The sequence below is a fragment of the Neobacillus sedimentimangrovi genome (genome assembly GCF_010614825.1).
GTDB classification, from domain to species: domain Bacteria; phylum Bacillota; class Bacilli; order Bacillales; family Cytobacillaceae; genus Neobacillus; species Neobacillus thermocopriae.
The window spans coordinates 1-20,059 of record NZ_JAAFZF010000049.1 but is presented as its reverse complement, the minus strand read 5'-3'; the positions used below and the strand labels follow the sequence as shown (position 1 = coordinate 20,059).

Sequence of the window (20,059 nt, the reverse complement as noted above, 5' to 3'; positions counted from 1 at the left end):
ACCGGGATGGACGCACCGCTGGTGTACCAGTTGTCTTGCCAAAGGCACCGCTGGGTAGCTATGTGCGGAAGGGATAAGTGCTGAAAGCATCTAAGCATGAAGCCCCCCTCAAGATGAGATTTCCCATAGCCTTAAGCTAGTAAGATCCCTGAAAGATGATCAGGTTGATAGGTCAGAGGTGGAAGCACGGTGACGTGTGGAGCTGACTGATACTAATCGATCGAGGACTTAACCAATTAAAAAAGTGATGGCATTCGCTTTTGGCGAACTCGTTCTTCCCTACTTCTTCTGCATTATCTAGTTTTGAGGGAATGAAAAAAATTAAAATTTTCTCTTGCAAAATATGAAAAAGTCATTATAATAAAATAATGTCGAATATATGGTTCGGTGGTAATAGCGAGAAGGTCACACCCGTTCCCATACCGAACACGGAAGTTAAGCTTCTTAGCGCCGATGGTAGTTGGGGCGAAAGCCCCTGTGAGAGTAGGACACTGCCGGGCTATAAGATGGAGGATTAGCTCAGCTGGGAGAGCATCTGCCTTACAAGCAGAGGGTCGGCGGTTCGATCCCGTCATCCTCCACCATATAAGTATGCCGGCTTAGCTCAATTGGTAGAGCAACTGACTTGTAATCAGTAGGTTGGGGGTTCAAGTCCTCTAGCCGGCACCAGCTAGTAAAAATATTTTGAGCCATTAGCTCAGTTGGTAGAGCAACGAGCGAAACTTCTATGATTTACTTCGAGTTGTACACGCCGAGATGCTTCTTGATTTAGCATACTGAGGCGGGGACATCTGACAAACATGTTTCAAAGATTAGCTGATTGTTTAAATATGAGCCATTAGCTCAGTTGGTAGAGCATCTGACTTTTAATCAGAGGGTCGAAGGTTCGAGTCCTTCATGGCTCACCATTCAAATATGCGGGTGTGGCGGAATTGGCAGACGCACCAGACTTAGGATCTGGCGCCGTAAGGCGTGGGGGTTCGACTCCCTTCACCCGCACCATTCAATATTGCGGAAGTAGTTCAGTGGTAGAACACCACCTTGCCAAGGTGGGGGTCGCGGGTTCGAATCCCGTCTTCCGCTCCAATAATGCCGGGGTGGCGGAACTGGCAGACGCACAGGACTTAAAATCCTGCGGTAGGTGACTACCGTACCGGTTCGATTCCGGTCCTCGGCACCATAAATTTGCGCCCGTAGCTCAATTGGATAGAGCGTCTGACTACGGATCAGAAGGTTATGGGTTCGACTCCTGTCGGGCGCGTTATTCGGGAAATAGCTCAGCTTGGTAGAGCACTTGGTTTGGGACCAAGGGGTCGCAGGTTCGAATCCTGTTTTCCCGACCATTGAAACAATAAATCATGGGGCCTTAGCTCAGCTGGGAGAGCGCCTGCTTTGCACGCAGGAGGTCAGCGGTTCGATCCCGCTAGGCTCCACCAATTTAGCAAGATTAACTTTGGCGGCGTAGCTCAGCTGGCTAGAGCGTACGGTTCATACCCGTAAGGTCGGGGGTTCGATCCCCTCCGCCGCTACCAAAATAAATATATGGACCTTTAGCTCAGCTGGTTAGAGCAGACGGCTCATAACCGTCCGGTCGTAGGTTCGAGTCCTACAAGGTCCACCATTCATTTTAAATAATATGGAGGAATACCCAAGTCTGGCTGAAGGGGTCGGTCTTGAAAACCGAGAGGCGGTGAAAGCCGCGCGGGGGTTCGAATCCCTCTTCCTCCGCCATAAAATTAAAAATTATTAATTTCTATTATCGCGGGGTGGAGCAGTCCGGTAGCTCGTCGGGCTCATAACCCGAAGGTCGCAGGTTCAAATCCTGCCCCCGCAATATGGTCTGGTAGTTCAGCTGGTTAGAATGCCTGCCTGTCACGCAGGAGGTCGCGGGTTCGAGTCCCGTCCAGACCGCCACTTTAAAATAACAATCCCGTTAGGGAACTTACTACTTCGGCTCAGTAGCTCAGTCGGTAGAGCAAAGGACTGAAAATCCTTGTGTCGGCGGTTCGATTCCGTCCTGAGCCACCATTTAATAACAATTAATAATACGGCGGTTGTGGCGAAGTGGTTAACGCACCAGATTGTGGCTCTGGCATTCGTGGGTTCGATTCCCATCAATCGCCCCATCCAAAGTTATTATTACGCGGGTGTAGTTTAGTGGTAAAACCACAGCCTTCCAAGCTGTTGTTGTGGGTTCGATTCCCATCACCCGCTCCATAATGGGCCTATAGCTCAGCTGGTTAGAGCGCACGCCTGATAAGCGTGAGGTCGATGGTTCAAGTCCATTTAGGCCCACCATAAATTAAATATATTCCGCAGTAGCTCAGTGGTAGAGACGAGCAATACTTCAAGATTTAGCTACGAGTTGTACACGCCGAGCCGCTTCTTGAATTTTCTTTCTGAGGCGGGGACACAAATTATGCAAAGAGTATGTTGAAGCCTTATTATTCCGCAGTAGCTCAGTGGTAGAGCTATCGGCTGTTAACCGATCGGTCGCAGGTTCGAATCCTGCCTGCGGAGCCATATGGAGAAGTACTCAAGTGGCTGAAGAGGCGCCCCTGCTAAGGGTGTAGGTCGGGCAACCGGCGCGAGGGTTCAAATCCCTCCTTCTCCGCCAGAAAAGGCCCCTTGGTCAAGTGGTTAAGACACCGCCCTTTCACGGCGGTAACACGGGTTCGAATCCCGTAGGGGTCATACAAAAGGACTGATGACAAATAGTCATCAGTCCTTTTGTTTTATTGGAAAATATAAAATGAATGGGAACTCCATATGGTAGTTTTCTTGCATTAATTAATCCATTCGGTTTCCCCTGTTTATACATCAGATGATAACTATATTAGAATATCATTTCTTCTTCATTATATTAATAAAATGTATTGCAATCGCTTACATTTAATGATCTTTTATAAATCAAAAGTTTCCATTACTTATTAAATTGAATAATTTTTTATGTATTTTTTCACAAAAAGTTTCGATATTTTTGTCGAATGTTGAATAATTATTTGTCGATTTAACGTTGATTTTTAGGAAATATATCACCTTATAGTAGCATGTCTCGGTTATTGTCAGAAAAGAGAAAAAAGTTTTTGAGGATTATTTATTATTTCCCTTTATAATTGGATTTTGAAATATATTTTTTTTATTGGAGTTGGAAAGAGCCATGGCAGTGAATACATTATTTCCTACAGATTATCAGTTACACTTGTTTCATGAGGGGAATTTTTTTCAAAGTCATGAGCTTTTTGGTGCTCATATCTTTAAAGATTCCAATAATGTATATACAAGATTTTGTGTATGGGCCCCGAATGCCTGCCAGGTAAGGCTCGTTGGGGATTTCAATAACTGGAATGGTGAAGGATATGAATTACAAAAGGTGAATGACGAAGGAGTTTGGGTGATTGTTGTCAACCAAAACCTAGAAGGGAATCGATATAAGTTTGAAATCTTTACACAAAATGGGGAAAGATTGTTAAAAGCTGATCCGTATGCATTCTATGCTGAAAAAAGGCCAAATACAGCTTCGATTGTATATTCACTTGGTGACTATGAATGGCAAGATGCTGAATGGATGAATCGAATAGCAGGGAAAAACTTTTTGTCTGAGCCATCTGTCATTTACGAAGTTCATTTAGGATCATGGAAGAAACACCCCAACGGTGATTTTTTAACATATAAAGAACTTGCTGATGAATTAATCCCTTATGTACTGGAGCATGGTTTTACACATATAGAAATCCTTCCACTAGTTGAACACCCTCTTGATATATCTTGGGGTTATCAAGGAACAGGATATTTTGCAGCCACCTCTAGGTATGGGACTCCAAATGATTTTTGTTACTTTGTTGATCAATGTCATCAAAATGGAATAGGAGTTATATTGGATTGGGTTCCAGGTCACTATTGTAAGGATGCTCATGGTCTTTATCGGTTTGATGGTACACATCTTTATTCATATCAGAATGAGCATGATCGGGAAAATGTGATTTGGGGGACAGCCAATTTTGATTTGGGAAGAGGAGAAGTACAAAGCTTTCTAATCTCAAATGCCCTTTTTTGGATGAAATATTTCCACATTGATGGATTTAGAATGGATGCTGTTGCCAATATCATCTATTGGCCCAATGCGTTAGGAGAAAAATCTGAAAATCCTTATGGTATCCATTTCTTAAGGAAATTAAATCAGGTAGTTCATGATGTAAACCCTCATTTTTTAATGATTGGTGAAGATTCTACGGATTTCCGCAATGTAACAACACCTGTCCAATATGGTGGCCTTGGCTTCGATTATAAATGGAATATGGGATGGATGAACGACATACTAGAATACATGGAAACCCCGCCATTTGCCAGGTCTCACGTTCATTCAAAAGTTACTTTTTCACTGTTATATGCTTTCTCAGAAAACTTCATGCTCCCGTTTTCACATGACGAAGTCGTTCATGGTAAAAAGTCATTGTTAAATAAGATGCCGGGGGATTATTGGGAGAAATTTGCTCAGCTAAGGCTATTGCTTGGTTATATGTTTGCCCACCCGGGAAAAAAATTATTGTTTATGGGTTTTGAGTTAGGAATGTTTTCCGAATGGAAGGATAAAGAACAGATGGATTGGCACCTTCTTGATTATGAAATGCACGAAAAACTAAATTCCTATGTGAAAGTATTAACGAAGGTTTATAAGCGTTCTAAAGCCCTTTATGAGCTGGATCATTTACAGGATGGCTTTGAATGGATTGATGTGGATAATAAAAACCAGTCTATCTTTTCTTTTATTCGTAAAGGTAAAAAAGAAGAGGATATGTTAATCATCGTTTGCAATTTTACTGGTTTATCCTATCCAGAATATAAAATCGGTGTACCTAAACCAGGGGAATACCGGGAGATATTTACCAATGATTTAGAGGAATATGGTGGCTCTGGGGTGGTCAATAAAAAAGTACTCAAAGCATCTGAGGAGCCATACCACGGTAAGCCCTATTCTATCAATCTTGCTATTGCCCCGTTTGGGTTTCAAATATTAAGACCTGTTAAAAAAAGAAAGGAGAGAAAAGGCAATGGGAAAGAAAAAGTGCGTCGCCATGCTGTTGGCCGGAGGAAAAGGGAGCAGGCTTAATGCTTTGACAAATGACCTTGCTAAACCTGCAGTCCCATTTGGCGGAAAGTATAGAATTATTGATTTTACTTTGAGCAATTGTGCCAATTCAGGCATTGATACCGTAGGGGTCCTTACCCAATATCAACCACTTTTGCTCAATTCCTATATTGGAATCGGTAGTGCTTGGGATTTAGACCGTAAAGATGGTGGAGTTACGGTATTACCTCCGTATAGTGAATCAACAGAAGTGAAGTGGTATACAGGTACAGCCAGTGCCGTTTACCAAAACTTAAATTATCTCAAACAGTATCAGCCTGATTATGTTCTTATCCTTTCTGGTGATCACATTTATAAAATGAATTACGAGAAAATGCTTGAATACCATATTGAAAAACGAGCAGATGTCACCATCTCCTTAATTGAAGTTCCATGGGCTGAAGCAAGTCGCTTTGGAATTATGAACACCAATGAGGAAATGAGAATTACAGAATTCGAGGAAAAACCGAGCCAACCAAAAAATAACCTGGCTTCCATGGGTATCTATATTTTTAATTGGAATATACTTAAGGAATATTTGGAAATGGATGCAAGAAATCCGGATTCCAGTCATGATTTTGGAAAAGATGTCATTCCATTACTACTTGATGAAAATAGGAAATTATATGCTTATCCGTTTAAGGGATATTGGAAAGACGTAGGGACCGTTCAAAGCTTGTGGGAAGCTAATATGGATTTGCTAAAGGAAGATTGCGGATTAGATTTATTTGATCATAAATGGAGAATCTATTCGGTTAATCCGAATCAGCCACCGCAATATATTTCACCTAATGCCATTGTCAAGGAATCCCTCATCAATGAAGGTTGTACCATTGAAGGCAATATTGAAAGGTCTGTCTTATTCCAAGGTGTGACTGTAGGGAGAGAATCGATTGTGAAAGAGTCTGTAATCATGCCAGACGCTTTCATAGGTGAAAATTGCTTTATAGAAAAAGCTATTGTTCCAAGTGATGTTCATATTCCTGATGGGACGGTGATTCGCTCATTTGATGATGAAATCATCTTAGTGACAAAAGAGATGATAAATACGCTTTATACTGCTTAGTCAAAACAATCTACAATGATGCTTTGTTGTTAAAAACGTTTTATGGGGGGACTTGGAATGAAGAAAAAGCTTTTAGGTATTATTGATGCGACAACCTATCACGAGGAATTGGAAGATTTAATTATACACCGTTCACAGGCGGCACTTCCTTTTGCTGGAAGGTATCGGATTATTGACTTTGTATTATCCAATATGGTGAACACAGGTATCCGCAGTGTCGCTATTTTTCCAAAAATGCAGTACCGATCATTAATGGATCATTTAGGTTCAGGGAAAAATTGGGATTTAAATAGAAAACGTGATGGTTTGTTTTTCTTTCCATCTCCTGTTATGGAAAGCAATCGTAATCGTATAGGGGCCTTTGACCTGTTTGCTGCCAATTTGGATTATTTTTACCGCAGTACTCAGGAATATGCATTCATCTCTAATTGTTATACCGTTGCCAATATGGATCTTAGGCCCATTTTAAAATGGCACATTCATTCTGGTTGTGATATTACGGAAATACGCCAGAAGAATGGAAAGTCCCTGGAAATGTTTTTAATGAAAACATCATTGTTGATTAAATTAATTGAAACACGGCATGAGACCGGTTATACATGCATGAAGGATGTGACAAATGATATCCATCATGACTATACGGTTTGCCACTATACCTATGAAGGGTATGCAGAAATGATCAACTCCATTGTGAACTATTATTCCACAAGTATGAAACTTTTAAAGCCAGAGGTTTGGAAGGAGCTTTTCATCAAAGGGCGGCCTATCTTAACGAAAGTGAAAGATGAGCCTCCAACTAAGTATGAAAAGGGATCATTGGTAAAGAATGCAATGATTGCAAATGGTTGTCTAATTAGCGGAACAGTGGAAAATAGTATCATTTCACGCGGTGTTAAAATTGGCAAAGGGGCCGTAGTTAAAAATAGTATTATTATGCAAAAATGCCAAATTGAAGAAGGTTGCTATTTAGATTCAGTAATATTGGATAAAGATGTAAAAATTGAAGCGGGGGCCCAAATTACGGGAACAGCTCAATCACCTTTTGTTATTCGAAAAGGAACAAAGCAAGGAGCGTTGATGAATTCGTGAAAGTATTATTTGCTGTTTCAGAATGTGGACCATTTGCCAAATCAGGCGGACTGGCAGATGTAGCTGGTTCCCTACCAAAGGAATTAAAAAGTCTTGGTACAGATGTTAGGGTAATCCTTCCCAAATATGGCACGATTGCTGATCAATACAAAAAGAAAATGAAAAAAATAAAAGAATTCACAGTCGATGTTGGCTGGAGAAAACAATATTGCGGGATTGAAGAACTTATCCACCAGGGAGTAACGTATTATTTTGTTGATAATGAATATTATTTCAAACGGGAAGGGTTGTATGGCTATTTTGATGATGGAGAAAGGTTTGCCTTTTTTAGTCGTGCCGTTCTTGAAACACTAAAAGAGCTAGATTATTTTCCGAATATTCTCCATTGTCATGATTGGCATACGGCAATGATTCCTTATTTGCTACGTGCGGATTATTACCGAAGAACTGGCTACGGATCCATTCGTACTGTATTTACCATTCATAATCTCCAATTCCAAGGAATTTTCCCGAGAGAAGTATTAAAGGATTTATTGGGACTCGATGAAAGTTATTTCCATCCGGGACATTTGGAGTTTTTCGGAAATGTGAATTTTATGAAAGGGGCGCTTGTTGCCGCTGATAAAATTACAACCGTGAGTCCAACCTATATGCAGGAAATTCAGACACCTGAGTTTGGAGAGAAATTGGATGGACTTCTTAGGGCCAGGAATGAGGATCTCGTGGGGATCTTAAATGGAATTGATGATGATTTTTACGATCCATCTAAAGATCCATTTATTTTTCAAAATTATTCGATTCATAACATTGGGAAAAAAGCAGCTAATAAAAGGGAAATCCAAAAGCAATTTGGTTTAAAACAGTCTGCCTCCACTCCGTTAATGGTTATGATTTCACGGCTGACAAGGCAAAAAGGGATTGATCTCATCAAATGTGTCTTCCGGGAGATTTTACAAGAGGATATTCAGCTCATTTTCCTTGGTGCAGGGGATTTCGAATATGAGGAATACTTAAGGCAAGCAGCAAGGATTTATCCGGAAAAATTAAGGGTTTATACTGGGTTTAATGAAGAGCTGGCCCATAAATTATATGCCGCAGCTGACTTATTTTTAATGCCATCATTATTTGAGCCTTGTGGTCTAGGACAACTTATTGCTATGAAATATGGGGCGATCCCAATTGTCCGAGAAACAGGGGGGCTAAATGATACCGTTAAGAGTTGGAATGAATTTACCAAAGAAGGAAATGGATTCTCATTTAAGCATTTCAATGCTCACGATATGCTATACACAATTCGGAGAGCATTGAGCTTTTATCATAACAAAAAAACATGGGGATTAATTGTAAAGCAGGCTATGGAAAAGGACTACAGCTGGGCTCAATCCGCTTTTTATTACAACCAGCTATATGCCGAAGTGATTGCAAGGAGTGAAACCTATGTTTTCTAATAAAGAATCATTTAAAGAAACCTTTAAAATACGGGTTGAAATGCTGTGTGGTAAAAGCTTTTCGGAGAGTACTTCTAGAGATCATTATGAAACACTTGGATTGATGATTCGTGAATATGTCAGCAATGATTGGATAAAGACGAATGAAAAATATTTGGCTGTAAAGGGGAAACAGGTTTATTATTTATCAATTGAGTACTTATTAGGGAAGCTTCTCCGGCAAAATTTAATTAACCTTGGTGTTGAAGGATTAGTAGAAAAAGGGTTAGAAGAACTGGGAATTGATCTTGTAGAACTCGAGGAAATAGAACCAGATGCAGGCTTGGGAAATGGAGGCTTGGGCAGGCTAGCTGCCTGCTTTTTGGACTCCCTTGCCTCATTGAATCTTCCAGGGCATGGGCATGGAATCCGTTATAAGCATGGTTTATTTGAACAAAAAATTGTCAATGGATACCAAGTCGAGCTACCAGAACAATGGTTAAGAAGTGGAAATGTTTGGGAAATTTGTAAAGCAGATTTAGCGGTTCAAATTCCATTTTGGGGAAAAGTGGAAGCGAAAATAGAAAACGGCCGACTTGTTTTCCATCATTTACATACCGAAACGGTTACAGCCGTTCCGTATGATGTTCCGGTCGTGGGGTATCATTGTAAAACAGTGAATACGCTCAGGTTATGGAATGCTGAACCTGCTCAATTCCCAATAAATAAGGATATTTTACAATATAAGCGGAGAACCGAGGCAATTTCTGAATTTCTTTACCCGGATGATACCCATGATGAAGGGAAGATCTTGAGGCTAAAGCAGCAATACTTTCTAGTATCGGCAAGCCTTCAATCTATTATTAGGTCCTATAAAAAGCAACATGGTAGTCTGAACGAACTGCATCATCAAATTTGTATTCATATTAACGATACTCACCCCGTTTTGGCCATACCGGAGTTAATGAGAATATTGATTGATGAAGAAGGTTTCGGTTGGGATGAAGCATGGCATATTACAAAAAATACGATCTCCTATACAAACCATACTACTTTATCAGAGGCATTGGAAAAATGGCCAATTCATATTTTTCAGCCACTTCTGCCGCGTATTTATATGATTGTCAATGAAATCAATGAACGTTTTTGTCGGGAACTTTGGGAAGAGACACCTGGGGATTGGGAAAGGATAGCAAAGCTTTCTATTATAGCGGATGGTTATGTAAAGATGGCACATTTAGCTATCGTAGGTAGCTTTAGTGTAAATGGTGTAGCAAGTCTACACACGGAGATTTTAAAGGAACGAGAAATGCAGCCATTTTATCAACTGTATCCAAATAAATTTAATAATAAGACCAATGGCATTGCCCACCGCCGCTGGTTATTAAAGGCAAATCCGAAATTATCCTCGCTTATTTCGGATCGGATTGGAAGCAGTTGGACAAGTGCCCCGCATGAGTTGATTAACTTACTTAAATATCAAGATGATCGCTCTTTTTTAAAGGAACTTGGAAAAATAAAAAGAGCAAATAAAGAAATGCTTGCTGACATTATTTATAAACAGAACGGCGTTTCGGTTGACCCACAGGCGATTTTTGATGTACAGGTCAAGCGGCTTCATGCATATAAACGACAACTATTGAATGTACTCCATATATTGCATCTTTATAATCGCATATTGGAAGATTCAAGCTTCAGGATGATACCGAGAGTCTTTATTTTTGGAGCGAAAGCATCACCGGGTTATTATTATGCAAAAAAAATAATTAAGTTAATTAATACCATTGCTGACAAAGTTAATAATGATCCCAGGGTTGGAGATCAAATGAAGGTCATTTTCTTAGAAAATTACCGAGTTTCCTTAGCAGAGAAAATTTTTACAGCTGCCGATGTCAGTGAGCAAATTTCTACCGCTAGTAAAGAAGCTTCTGGTACTGGGAATATGAAATTTATGATTAATGGAGCGTTAACGATCGGGACATTAGACGGAGCAAATATTGAAATTCATGAGCGGGTTGGAGATGAAAATATTTTTATCTTTGGGCTGACCGCGGAAGAAGTTTTACATTATTATCGTCACGGAGGATATGACTCAGATGAGTACTATCATCATGACAGCCGTATTCAACAAATTGTCGACCAGCTGGTAAATGGCTTTTTTCCAGATGTTCATAATGAGTTTGAACCGATTTTTGATTCACTTTTGGAGGAAAATGATCAATACTTTGTCTTAAAGGATTTTGCGTCTTACGCTGAAACCCAGAGGAAAATTGAAGAAGCGTTTAAAGATCAGATTTCTTGGCAAAAAAAATGTCTGGTTAATATCGCACATGCCGGCTATTTCTCCAGTGACCGTACTATAAAGGAATATGCTAAGGATATTTGGGACATTCATCCAGTGAAATAAAAGATGATCGATAAAGTGGCATATAAAAAACAAAAGCTTCTGTCGGATACGACAGATGCTTTTGTTATGAAAAATAATGTCCAGCAAAAATTCCAATTGCCAACAAGAATCCAAAAATCGTGTTGGTTTGGGCGGTTGCTTTCATAGCAGGTGCCATTTGAATCGGCAATGTGCCTTGAATAAACCCTTTGACCGATTTGTATGGTTTAGGCGTACTTAGTAGCACAAGTAATGTCCAAATGGGAACTACACCCGCGAAGATCAGACCTAAAATCCATAGATAAGTAAAGGCAAACATACCGGCTAATAGATAGATGGCCTTCTTTTTCCCTAAAAGAATTGCTAATGTTTTACGACCAAATTCCTTATCCCCATCAAGGTCACGAATATTGTTTGATAACAGAATTCCACCTACGAGTACAAAACTTGGGACGGAAACGAGAATGCTGGTGGTGTCCACCGTACCTGTTTGAATAAAGAAGGAGATTAAGATGATCATCATCCCCATAAACAATCCGGCAAAGATTTCTCCAAACGGTGTATAAGCGATTGGAAGCGGTCCTCCTGTATATAAATAACCGACACCCATGCAAATTAGGCCGACTAATGCAAGCCACCAGCTACTATTTGCACAAATGTAAACCCCTAATAATAATGCAATACCATAAAAAATCAAAGCTAACTGCATAACGGTCTTTGGCTTAATCCCGTCACGGACAATAGTTCCGCCTATCCCAACAGAATGTTCTGTATCCAATCCGCGCTTAAAGTCATAATATTCGTTAAACATATTGGTGGCTGCTTGAATTAGAAGACTTGCGATCAACATTGCTAAAAATAATCCGATATGAATTTTTCCATGCTGAAGTGATAGAGCCGTGCCAAGCAGGACGGGTACAAAGGCTGCTGTTAAGGTATGAGGGCGGGTCATTTGCCACCATACTTGAAAGCCTTTGTTTGGCTTCACCACAGGATTTGTCCTAGGTTGTATATTTGGCTGCATCCAATTTCTCCTCCCTCTGTTCGCTTTTTCTTTCTATTATAAATAGTATATTTGTCGAGAATAATATCTTGTCCAAACACTAGTGTAGGAAATCCCTACAAGAGTGTCAATGAAATTTTATTTTCAAAACTAGAAGATAATCCCTTTACCATTATAAGTCTTTTATTACAGTAAGGTCGAATTTTGACATATAATAAGGATAGAAATCGGGAAGTGGTGACAAGGATAATTGACTTCTTTACAATGGGAGTAGTATGTTTAAATAGTCTATTATGAATGGATAACAGTCATTTTGGCTGTTTTGGAGGGATTTGTTTGGTTACCATTCAGGAAACAGAAATCATCGAAAAAGGCTACTTAGCGAAAAAACGAGCGCAAGAACTTGACCGGCCAATTTTAATCAGTGAAGTTCATCAAATACAAAATATGAACCCATTATCTTTTTTTAATATAGGGAAAGAACACTATCAAGGTGAGCGATTTTTCTGGAAAGACCCAAATGATGAGATTATTCTGGTAGGGCTTGGCATTTCGAAGCAAATACAGAAGAATGATGCTTCTGATCGTTTTGCTTATGTAGAACAAGAGTGGAAAACCTTTTTAAAAGATAGTATTGTAATCAATCCATTTTCAATAGAAGGAGTAGGCCCTGTTATATTTGGGGGATTTTCTTTTGATCCAATGAAGCCAAAAACACAGCTTTGGTCCAAATATATGGACTCCATGTTTTATTTACCAAAATTCTTACTTAGTATCATTAAAGGACAAGCCTATTTTACAACCAATATAGTATGTTCTCAATATGATGACGATTTTTTCTTTCAAAAAATGTTGGATGAGCGGAATGAACTGTTGAGATCAGTTCAATCAAGCAATAACTTACTTCCGCCAATACTGGTTGAGAAAAAAGAGATTTTTCCAGAAGAATGGAAAACATCCGTTGAGGAGGTTGTTAAGGAACTTTCGACGGGGCCATTAAAAAAGGTTGTTCTGGCTCGTGAACTCCGACTAAAGTTTGAAAATAAGGTGGAGCCTGAGATCGTATTAGATCGATTAAATAATCAGCAACATGAAAGCTTTATCTTTGCCTTTGAATCAGAAGGAGATTGTTTTCTTGGTGCTTCTCCGGAGAGGCTGGTTAAGAAAAATGAAAACGAAATCTTTTCTACTTGTTTGGCCGGTTCGATTTCACGCGGGGAAACAGAAGATGCCGATAGGATCTTGGGTGAACAATTACTAAATGATCAAAAAAACTTAATTGAACATCAGTTTGTAGTGGAAATGATTAAGGAAGCTTTGGAAGAATCATGTGAGGAAATCATTCTTCCAGATCGGCCAAGCCTTTTAAAAAATAGAGATATCCAACATTTGTATACGCCAGTTATTGGAAAATGCACAAAAGAAGCCTCCTTATTGTTATTAGTAGAAAGGCTTCATCCTACTCCTGCTTTAGGTGGTCTTCCAAAAAAAGAAGCAGTGGAAAAAATCAGGCAGGTGGAAAATCTCGACCGTGGATTTTATGCAGCACCGCTTGGCTGGATGGACTATAAGGGAAACGGCGAATTTGCTGTTTGCATTCGTTCGGGACTGATTCAGGGTAAGGAAGCCTCTCTTTTTGCGGGGTGCGGTGTTGTCGCTGATTCTAATTCCGAAAGTGAGTATTTAGAAACAGGATTAAAGTTTAGACCGATGTTACGGGCGCTTGGGGGAAATTAAATATGAGTCATCAAGAATCATTAACAGCCTATCTTGCGGCATTTGTCGCAGAGTTAGTGCATTGCGGAATAACGGATGTTGTTGTCAGTCCGGGTTCAAGATCGACCCCGATGGCAATGGTAATGGCTGAACATCCTGATCTACAGATACACATACATGTCGATGAGCGCTCAGCTGCCTTTTTTGCTCTTGGAATGGCAAAGGCATCCAATAGACCAGTTGCTCTTCTTTGTACTTCTGGAACAGCCGCAGCCAATTATTTTCCGGCGATTATTGAGGCGCGTTATTCCAGGGTTCCTTTACTTGTGTTAACAGCGGATCGGCCTCACGAACTTCGAGAAGTCGGTGCTCCACAAGCGATCGATCAAATTCATTTATATGGCCAGCATGTTAAGTGGTTTGCTGAAATGGCACCACCGGAAAGAAGCGATGAAATGATTCGTTATGTACGGTCCGTTTGTGCCAGAGCAGTAGCCATCGCAGGACAGGCTCCCTCCGGACCTGTGCATTTGAATTTCCCGTTCCGTGAGCCATTGATTCCTAGATTGGATGATGATCTTTTTCAATTAACGGACCGTCCAAAAGGATATGTAAAGGTTCATCATGGTGAACCAATAATAAACGATGACCAAATTCGACAAGTAGCCGAGAAAATCAATAAGAAAACAAAAGGTATCATCGTTTGTGGAAATATGGACGATGGGCGCTTTGCTGAAGCTGTTACCAAACTCGCTGATTTGCTAAAGTTTCCAATATTGGCTGATCCATTATCCCAATTAAGAAGCGGTGGACATAATCTTGAGAATATCATCGATGCTTACGATACTTTCCTACGGAATGAAGACGCTAAGAAGTTCCTCAAACCCGATGTCATTTTGCGATTTGGGGCTATGCCTGTATCAAAAGCATTATCGATATTTTTAAAAGAGAACTTAGAAGCAGACCAATATGTCATTGATGGAGGAAGCGGTTGGCGTGATCCTTTTGCCTTATCCACAGATATGATTTTCAGCAGTGAAACGCTATTTTGTCAGCAACTATCGGCATTGGTAGAAGAAAAGACAAGCGACCAATATTTAAAACAATGGTTGGCAATTAACGAACTGACGAAAGAAAATATGTCTATTGTAAAAGATATTAACGCATTAAGTGAAGGTAAATTATTTTCACAACTAGTGGACCTGCTTCCGGAAGGTGCAACTCTTTTTGTAGGTAATAGTATGCCTATTCGTGACTTGGACAGTTTCTTTTTGAAAAATAATAAATCAATAAAAGTGATGGCTAATAGAGGAGCCAATGGGATTGACGGAACGGTATCGACCGCTTTGGGAGCTGCTATATATTCCAAATCTCTTTATCTCATTTTAGGAGATTTAACTTTTTTTCATGATATAAACGGTTTATTTGCAGCAAAGAGACAGCAAATTGATATAAACATTATATTGATAAACAATAATGGTGGAGGAATTTTCTCTTTCCTGCCCCAATCGGAACATCCGAAACATTTTGAACTCCTTTTTGGCACCCCTTTAGATCTTGAGTTTGAGTTTGCGGTTAAATTATTTAACGGTCGATTTACCAAGATCAATGATTGGGATCATTTTAAAAAAGAAATGGAAAGGTCAGTGGATACCACTGGAATCAATGTATATGAAATTTTGACAAGCAGAGACAGAAATCGGGACGAACATCGCCAATTTTGGAATTCAGTTTCCCAGGAAATATCAAAATATGTCAAAGGTGAGCAAATGTGAATGTATTCATTAATGATGTTCGTTATAATGTAGAAACGACCGGCAGTGGCTTCCCGCTTGTGTTATTACATGGTTTCACTGGTAATTCCACTACATGGGCTCCCTTTTATGATGTATGGGGAAAGCATTCTCGGCTTATCATTCCGGACATTATTGGCCATGGAAAGACAGATTCGCCAACTGATCCTGATCGTTATAAAATTGAAAAGGTAGCTAGTGATTTAGCGGATATTCTTGATGCACTTCAAACGGAGCAAGTGGACATACTTGGTTATTCTATGGGAGGCCGATTGGCACTTACTTTTGCTGTCATGTTTCCAAGAAGGGTCCGCCGGTTAATTTTAGAAAGTGCTTCTCCAGGCCTTGCAACCGAGGATGAGAGAGCCAAACGCCGAATGAAAGATGTCGAACTTGCAAATTTTATTATGGATCAGGGGATAAAGAATTTTGTTGATTACTGGGAAGAAATTCCCCTCTTTGCATCGATGAAGCGATTACCTATTGAAAAAAAGTTAGATATTCGCCAACAGCGTTTGGGCAACTCACCGATTGGGCTTGCGAATAGTCTCCTTGGGATGGGAACAGGCTCACAGCCTTCCTGGTGGGAGCATCTTGGTCAGCTTAAGTGTGAAGTATTATTACTTACAGGTGAAGAGGATAAAAAGTTTTGCCAGATTGCACAAGCCATGCTGCTAAAGTTGAAAAAGGCTAGTCTGATTGAGTTTGAAAACAGCGGCCATACAATTCATGTGGAGAATTGTGAAAAGTTTGGTAGAATAGTAAGTGACTTTGTCACGAAATGAAATGAAGGAGGTAATTATTTTGGCAGTTGAATGGATTTCTGAACGTGAATATGATGAAATTTTATACGAAACATATAATGGAATTGCAAAAATCACGATTAATCGCCCACATGTACATAACGCTTTTACACCAAAAACCGTTATGGAGTTAATTGATGCTTTTTCCTATGCACGTGACGATTCAAACATCGGAGTTATCGTGTTAACAGGTGCCGGGGATAAGGCTTTCTGTTCCGGTGGTGACCAAAAAGTCCGTGGCCATGGCGGTTATGTTGGTGAGGACCAAATTCCTCGTTTAAATGTTCTTGACCTTCAGCGTTTAATTCGAGTTATCCCTAAACCGGTTGTCGCTATGGTCAAAGGGTATGCCATTGGCGGTGGCCATGTATTGCACGTTGTTTGTGATTTAACTATTGCAGCAGATAATGCTATCTTTGGACAAACAGGTCCAAAAGTAGGAAGTTTTGATGCTGGCTATGGTTCTGGCTATCTTGCAAGAATTATTGGCCATAAGAAAGCTCGTGAAATTTGGTACCTATGCCGTCAGTACAATGCTCAAGAAGCGCTTGAAATGGGCTTAGTTAATACGGTTGTTCCATTAGAAAAGGTAGAAGAAGAAACGATTAAGTGGTGTGAGGAAATGCTTGAGAAGAGCCCGACTGCCCTTCGTTTCATAAAGGCTGCAATGAATGCTGATACAGATGGCTTAGCAGGACTTCAACAATTTGCTGGAGATGCAACATTGCTTTATTATACAACTGATGAAGCAAAAGAAGGCCGCGATGCATTTAAAGAAAAACGCAAACCTAATTTTGGCCAATTCCCTCGTTTCCCTTGATGAAAAAAAGTTTATTTAGCAGCTTGATGGTCTCCATCAGGCTGTTTTTTGTAGAATGACGGATTAGAAGGTGAAAAAAATGGAGAATTTTATGCCGAATTTTTTGAAAAAAAGGGCGTTTCTAACTCCTGATCGGCCGGCAGTTTATTTTCAAAACGAAATGATAACATTTAAAGAGCTTTATGAACGCTCTTATACTGTCGCAGGACAAATGCAGGGAATGGGAATTCAAAAGAAGGATTTTGCTGGAGTTTTATTAAAAAACCATCTCGACAGTGTGGTTGTTTTATTTGCTTTACAGTTGTTAGGAGCTCGAGCAGTTATTTTAAATAATCGTTTAACACCAAATGAAATTGTGTGGCAGCTAGAAGATTCAGGAGCAGCTTTTTTCATCCTTGATGACTCCTTTACTGAAATAGAATCAGTTGTAAACGAACGACTCCATCATATAAATACCACGACCATGAAAAAGTTGTTTGCAAGCGATTCCGTAACACCGGCGATTCAGGAGGAAATCAGCCTTGGAGATATTTGCACGATCATGTATACTTCCGGAACAACTGGTTATCCAAAAGGAGTCATACAAACCTTTGGAAACCATTGGTGGAGTGCAACAGGCTCTGCCTTAAATCTTGGGATCACTGATGGAGATTGTTGGCTTTGCTCGGTTCCACTTTTTCATATTAGCGGATTCTCCATTTTAATGAGAGGGATTATTTATGGTATGCCAATTGTCCTTCATGAGCGATTTGATGTAGAAAAAATCATTCAAACGATCCAAGAAAAACGAGTAACCATCATGTCGGTTGTCAGTACGATGCTTACACAAATTGTCGATGCATTGGAAGAGCAACGTCTTCCAGGATATTTTCGCTGCATGCTGTTAGGTGGAGGACCTGCACCACTACCACTACTCCAATCATGTCAAAAAAAAGAAATTCCAGTATTTCAAACATACGGCATGACGGAGACTGCTTCTCAAATTGTTACGTTAGCTCCTGAATATTGTCTGACGAAACTTGGCTCGGCAGGGAAGCCGTTATTTCCATCGCAAATCAAAATCGTGCGAGAGGATGAGGCTGAGGCTCAGGCAGGCGAAGTGGGAGAAATTATGGTAAAGGGTCCAAATATCACACCCGGTTATTTAAATCGTCCGCAAGCAACAAAAGAAACGATCCGCAATGGCTGGTTGAATACCGGAGATGTTGGTTACCTTGATGAGGAAGGCTTTTTATATGTCTTGGATCGCCGTTCTGACTTGATTATTTCCGGTGGAGAAAATATCTATCCTGCTGAAGTGGAAGCTGTATTATTATCACATCCAGAAATTATCGATGCTGGTGTGACAGGCATAGAGGATGCAAAGTGGGGACAGGTACCTGCGGCATTTATTGTTAAAAAGGCGGACTCAAAAGTGTCTGTTGAAGGAATTGAAAAATACTGTGTGAAACAATTAGCGAAATATAAAGTTCCTAAATATATTTTTTTTACTGAGGAGCTTCCAAGAAACGCAGCAAAAAAATTACTTCGCAGGACACTTAGGGAATGGATTCGTGAAGGAAGATTCAGTACATGAACATTGCGATGGTAGAGTTGTTTGTTATTCGGATGCCATTGAAGACGCCTTTTATTACCCATTTAGGTAATGTATCAGAGCGTGAAGGGATTATTATAAAGGTGACAAATCGGGATGGATTATCCGGTTTTGGTGAAGGAGTAGCCTTCTCTTCTCCATGGTATACAGAAGAAACGGTTGTTACAAGTGTGCATATGCTTAGCGACTTTTTGATTCCACTTTTGCAAAAAAATCCAATTCAACATCCAAAAGAGGCCTTTTCCCTTTTTCAATGTATTAGAAGAAATCAGATGGCAAAGGCAGCAATAGAAACAGCATTGTGGGATTTATACGCAAAAAGTAAGTCACTCTCACTTTCAAAATTGCTTGGAGGTACCTGCGAGGAGATAGCCTCTGGAGTAGTTATTGCAACTGATTCTATTGAAAAAGCACTTAGGCAAATTGAAGGGTATCTTGAGGAAGGGTATAGGCGAATAAAGGTGAAAATAAATCCTCAAATGGATTATCCTTTATTGAAGGAAATCCGCCGCCATTATCCTGAATTGCCAATTATGGCGGATGCCAACTCTGCTTACACATTAAAGGACATGGATCGTCTTAAATCCTTAGATGAATTTAATTTGTTATTAATTGAACAGCCACTCGCTCATGACGACATCATTGAACATGCTCAATTGCAAAAGGAATTGAAGACGCCAATTTGTTTAGATGAAAGCATTACATCATTTGAAGATGTACAAAAAGCGATAAAATACGGAAGTTGCCGGTCAATCAATGTGAAGATTGGCCGGGTTGGCGGGCTTTACGAAGCAAAACGAATTCATGATTATTGCTATGAACGAGGAATCCCAGTTTGGTGCGGAGGAATGATTGAGTTTGGCATTTCCAGGGCTCATAATATTGCCCTTGCCTCAATGCCAGGATTTACAATACCAGGTGATATTTCCGGTTCGAACAGGTTTTGGGAGGAGGATATTATTTCTCCCGAGGTAATTGTGGTGAACGGGAAAATTTCTGTGCCAAATGTGCCGGGAATTGGGTTTAGTTTAAATGAAAAAAGACTGCGCGAAACAATTATCGCCAAAAAAACATTTTCCTTTTAGAAACAAAGGAGCCATGATTTTAGGTTCTCCGTCAAATGTTGGGGTGGTAAAGAAATCAGGCCACCCCTATCCTATATGTAGACCCATTCCTTTATACTGATGTCTCAATAAGATTCTTGCTCGAAATCTCTTGAAGTTTTTATATCCAT

At 40.1% G+C, this 20,059-nt stretch carries 12 protein-coding genes, 21 tRNA genes and 2 rRNA genes; 34 read left to right on the top strand and 1 reads right to left on the bottom strand.

What is annotated here, in order from left to right; genetic code table 11:
• The 28 genes from GZA11_RS13760 to GZA11_RS13625 all read left to right on the top strand — a co-directional run.
• Positions 1-236, top strand: a 23S ribosomal RNA gene (locus GZA11_RS13760); the annotation flags it as partial.
• Positions 237-383: 147 nt separating this feature from the next.
• Positions 384-500: ribosomal RNA gene (gene rrf / locus GZA11_RS13755) — 5S ribosomal RNA — on the top strand.
• Between the two features lie 8 nt (positions 501-508).
• A tRNA-Val gene (locus GZA11_RS13750) sits at positions 509-584 on the top strand.
• Positions 585-593: 9 nt separating this feature from the next.
• Positions 594-669: transfer RNA gene (locus tag GZA11_RS13745), tRNA-Thr, on the top strand.
• A gap of 163 nt (positions 670-832) precedes the next feature.
• Positions 833-908: transfer RNA gene (locus tag GZA11_RS13740), tRNA-Lys, on the top strand.
• Positions 909-917: 9 nt separating this feature from the next.
• Positions 918-1,002, top strand: a tRNA-Leu gene (locus tag GZA11_RS13735).
• 9 nt (positions 1,003-1,011) lie between these two features.
• Positions 1,012-1,086 (top strand) — tRNA-Gly (locus GZA11_RS13730).
• Between the two features lie 5 nt (positions 1,087-1,091).
• Positions 1,092-1,180: transfer RNA gene (locus GZA11_RS13725), tRNA-Leu, on the top strand.
• Between the two features lie 7 nt (positions 1,181-1,187).
• Positions 1,188-1,261, top strand: a tRNA-Arg gene (locus GZA11_RS13720).
• Between the two features lie 5 nt (positions 1,262-1,266).
• A tRNA-Pro gene (locus GZA11_RS13715) sits at positions 1,267-1,343 on the top strand.
• Positions 1,344-1,360: 17 nt separating this feature from the next.
• Positions 1,361-1,436 (top strand) — tRNA-Ala (locus GZA11_RS13710).
• 19 nt (positions 1,437-1,455) lie between these two features.
• Positions 1,456-1,532 (top strand) — tRNA-Met (locus GZA11_RS13705).
• Positions 1,533-1,544: 12 nt separating this feature from the next.
• Positions 1,545-1,621 (top strand) — tRNA-Ile (locus GZA11_RS13700).
• 17 nt (positions 1,622-1,638) lie between these two features.
• A tRNA-Ser gene (locus GZA11_RS13695) sits at positions 1,639-1,731 on the top strand.
• A 29-nt stretch (positions 1,732-1,760) separates the two neighbouring features.
• Positions 1,761-1,834 (top strand) — tRNA-Met (locus GZA11_RS13690).
• Positions 1,835-1,837: 3 nt separating this feature from the next.
• Positions 1,838-1,914, top strand: a tRNA-Asp gene (locus GZA11_RS13685).
• Between the two features lie 38 nt (positions 1,915-1,952).
• Positions 1,953-2,028 (top strand) — tRNA-Phe (locus GZA11_RS13680).
• 22 nt (positions 2,029-2,050) lie between these two features.
• Positions 2,051-2,126, top strand: a tRNA-His gene (locus GZA11_RS13675).
• 17 nt (positions 2,127-2,143) lie between these two features.
• A tRNA-Gly gene (locus GZA11_RS13670) sits at positions 2,144-2,217 on the top strand.
• 4 nt (positions 2,218-2,221) lie between these two features.
• Positions 2,222-2,298: transfer RNA gene (locus GZA11_RS13665), tRNA-Ile, on the top strand.
• Between the two features lie 150 nt (positions 2,299-2,448).
• Positions 2,449-2,523: transfer RNA gene (locus tag GZA11_RS13660), tRNA-Asn, on the top strand.
• A 3-nt stretch (positions 2,524-2,526) separates the two neighbouring features.
• A tRNA-Ser gene (locus GZA11_RS13655) sits at positions 2,527-2,617 on the top strand.
• Between the two features lie 5 nt (positions 2,618-2,622).
• Positions 2,623-2,694, top strand: a tRNA-Glu gene (locus GZA11_RS13650).
• Between the two features lie 466 nt (positions 2,695-3,160).
• Positions 3,161-5,110, top strand: a complete 1,950-nt coding sequence (glgB, locus tag GZA11_RS13645) for a 1,4-alpha-glucan branching protein GlgB (protein ID WP_163184212.1) — start codon at positions 3,161-3,163, stop codon at positions 5,108-5,110.
• A complete protein-coding gene (locus GZA11_RS13640) occupies positions 5,052-6,194 on the top strand; it encodes a glucose-1-phosphate adenylyltransferase (protein WP_163184211.1) in 1,143 nt (380 codons plus the stop codon). The genes glgB and GZA11_RS13640 overlap by 59 nt, the downstream gene beginning before the upstream one ends.
• A gap of 57 nt (positions 6,195-6,251) precedes the next feature.
• On the top strand, positions 6,252-7,283 hold the full coding sequence (locus GZA11_RS13635; RefSeq protein ID WP_163184210.1) for a GlgC family sugar phosphate nucleotidyltransferase: 1,032 nt from the start codon (positions 6,252-6,254) through the stop codon (positions 7,281-7,283).
• Positions 7,280-8,731 (top strand): glycogen synthase GlgA, encoded by a 1,452-nt coding sequence (gene glgA / locus GZA11_RS13630; protein ID WP_038536898.1) that lies wholly within the window; start codon positions 7,280-7,282, stop codon positions 8,729-8,731. The genes GZA11_RS13635 and glgA overlap by 4 nt, the downstream gene beginning before the upstream one ends.
• Positions 8,721-11,117, top strand: coding sequence for a glycogen/starch/alpha-glucan phosphorylase (locus GZA11_RS13625; protein WP_163184209.1), 2,397 nt, complete (start codon positions 8,721-8,723; stop codon positions 11,115-11,117). Before glgA ends, GZA11_RS13625 begins: the two co-directional genes overlap by 11 nt.
• A gap of 64 nt (positions 11,118-11,181) precedes the next feature.
• Here the strand turns inward: GZA11_RS13625 and GZA11_RS13620 are convergent, their stop codons facing one another.
• Positions 11,182-12,120 carry a 1,4-dihydroxy-2-naphthoate polyprenyltransferase gene (locus tag GZA11_RS13620; RefSeq protein WP_038536894.1) on the bottom strand — a complete coding sequence of 313 codons (939 nt, stop codon included), beginning with the start codon at positions 12,118-12,120 and terminating at the stop codon, positions 11,182-11,184.
• Positions 12,121-12,435: 315 nt separating this feature from the next.
• Between GZA11_RS13620 and GZA11_RS13615 the strand changes: the two genes are divergently transcribed.
• From GZA11_RS13615 to menC, 6 genes are all read left to right on the top strand, one after another.
• Positions 12,436-13,836: an isochorismate synthase gene (locus tag GZA11_RS13615; protein WP_038536892.1), complete on the top strand. Its 1,401-nt coding sequence runs from the start codon at positions 12,436-12,438 to the stop codon at positions 13,834-13,836.
• 2 nt (positions 13,837-13,838) lie between these two features.
• Entirely contained in the window at positions 13,839-15,590 is a 1,752-nt protein-coding gene (gene menD, locus GZA11_RS13610; RefSeq protein WP_163184208.1) for a 2-succinyl-5-enolpyruvyl-6-hydroxy-3-cyclohexene-1-carboxylic-acid synthase, read from the top strand.
• On the top strand, positions 15,587-16,393 hold the full coding sequence (gene menH, locus GZA11_RS13605) for a 2-succinyl-6-hydroxy-2,4-cyclohexadiene-1-carboxylate synthase (protein WP_038536889.1): 807 nt from the start codon (positions 15,587-15,589) through the stop codon (positions 16,391-16,393). The genes menD and menH overlap by 4 nt, the downstream gene beginning before the upstream one ends.
• A gap of 1 nt (position 16,394) precedes the next feature.
• Positions 16,395-17,231, top strand: coding sequence for a 1,4-dihydroxy-2-naphthoyl-CoA synthase (gene menB, locus GZA11_RS13600; RefSeq protein WP_144243004.1), 837 nt, complete (start codon positions 16,395-16,397; stop codon positions 17,229-17,231).
• 79 nt (positions 17,232-17,310) lie between these two features.
• A complete protein-coding gene (locus GZA11_RS13595) occupies positions 17,311-18,807 on the top strand; it encodes an o-succinylbenzoate--CoA ligase (RefSeq protein WP_163184207.1) in 1,497 nt (498 codons plus the stop codon).
• Positions 18,804-19,910, top strand: a complete 1,107-nt coding sequence (gene menC, locus GZA11_RS13590; protein ID WP_163184206.1) for an o-succinylbenzoate synthase — start codon at positions 18,804-18,806, stop codon at positions 19,908-19,910. The genes GZA11_RS13595 and menC overlap by 4 nt, the downstream gene beginning before the upstream one ends.
• The last annotated feature ends 149 nt before the right edge of the window (positions 19,911-20,059 follow it).

Excerpts from the sequence above, each read along its gene's own strand:
- menB (WP_144243004.1), top strand. The coding sequence starts at position 16,395 with ATGAAGGAGGTAATTATTTTGGCAGTTGAATGGATTTCTGAACGTGAA.
- menD (WP_163184208.1), top strand. The coding sequence starts at position 13,839 with ATGAGTCATCAAGAATCATTAACAGCCTATCTTGCGGCATTTGTCGCA.
- GZA11_RS13640 (WP_163184211.1), top strand. The coding sequence starts at position 5,052 with ATGGGAAAGAAAAAGTGCGTCGCCATGCTGTTGGCCGGAGGAAAAGGG.
- GZA11_RS13620 (WP_038536894.1), bottom strand. The coding sequence starts at position 12,120 with ATGCAGCCAAATATACAACCTAGGACAAATCCTGTGGTGAAGCCAAAC.
- menC (WP_163184206.1), top strand. The coding sequence starts at position 18,804 with ATGAACATTGCGATGGTAGAGTTGTTTGTTATTCGGATGCCATTGAAG.
- GZA11_RS13635 (WP_163184210.1), top strand. The coding sequence starts at position 6,252 with ATGAAGAAAAAGCTTTTAGGTATTATTGATGCGACAACCTATCACGAG.
- GZA11_RS13625 (WP_163184209.1), top strand. The coding sequence starts at position 8,721 with ATGTTTTCTAATAAAGAATCATTTAAAGAAACCTTTAAAATACGGGTT.
- glgB (WP_163184212.1), top strand. The coding sequence starts at position 3,161 with ATGGCAGTGAATACATTATTTCCTACAGATTATCAGTTACACTTGTTT.
- GZA11_RS13595 (WP_163184207.1), top strand. The coding sequence starts at position 17,311 with ATGGAGAATTTTATGCCGAATTTTTTGAAAAAAAGGGCGTTTCTAACT.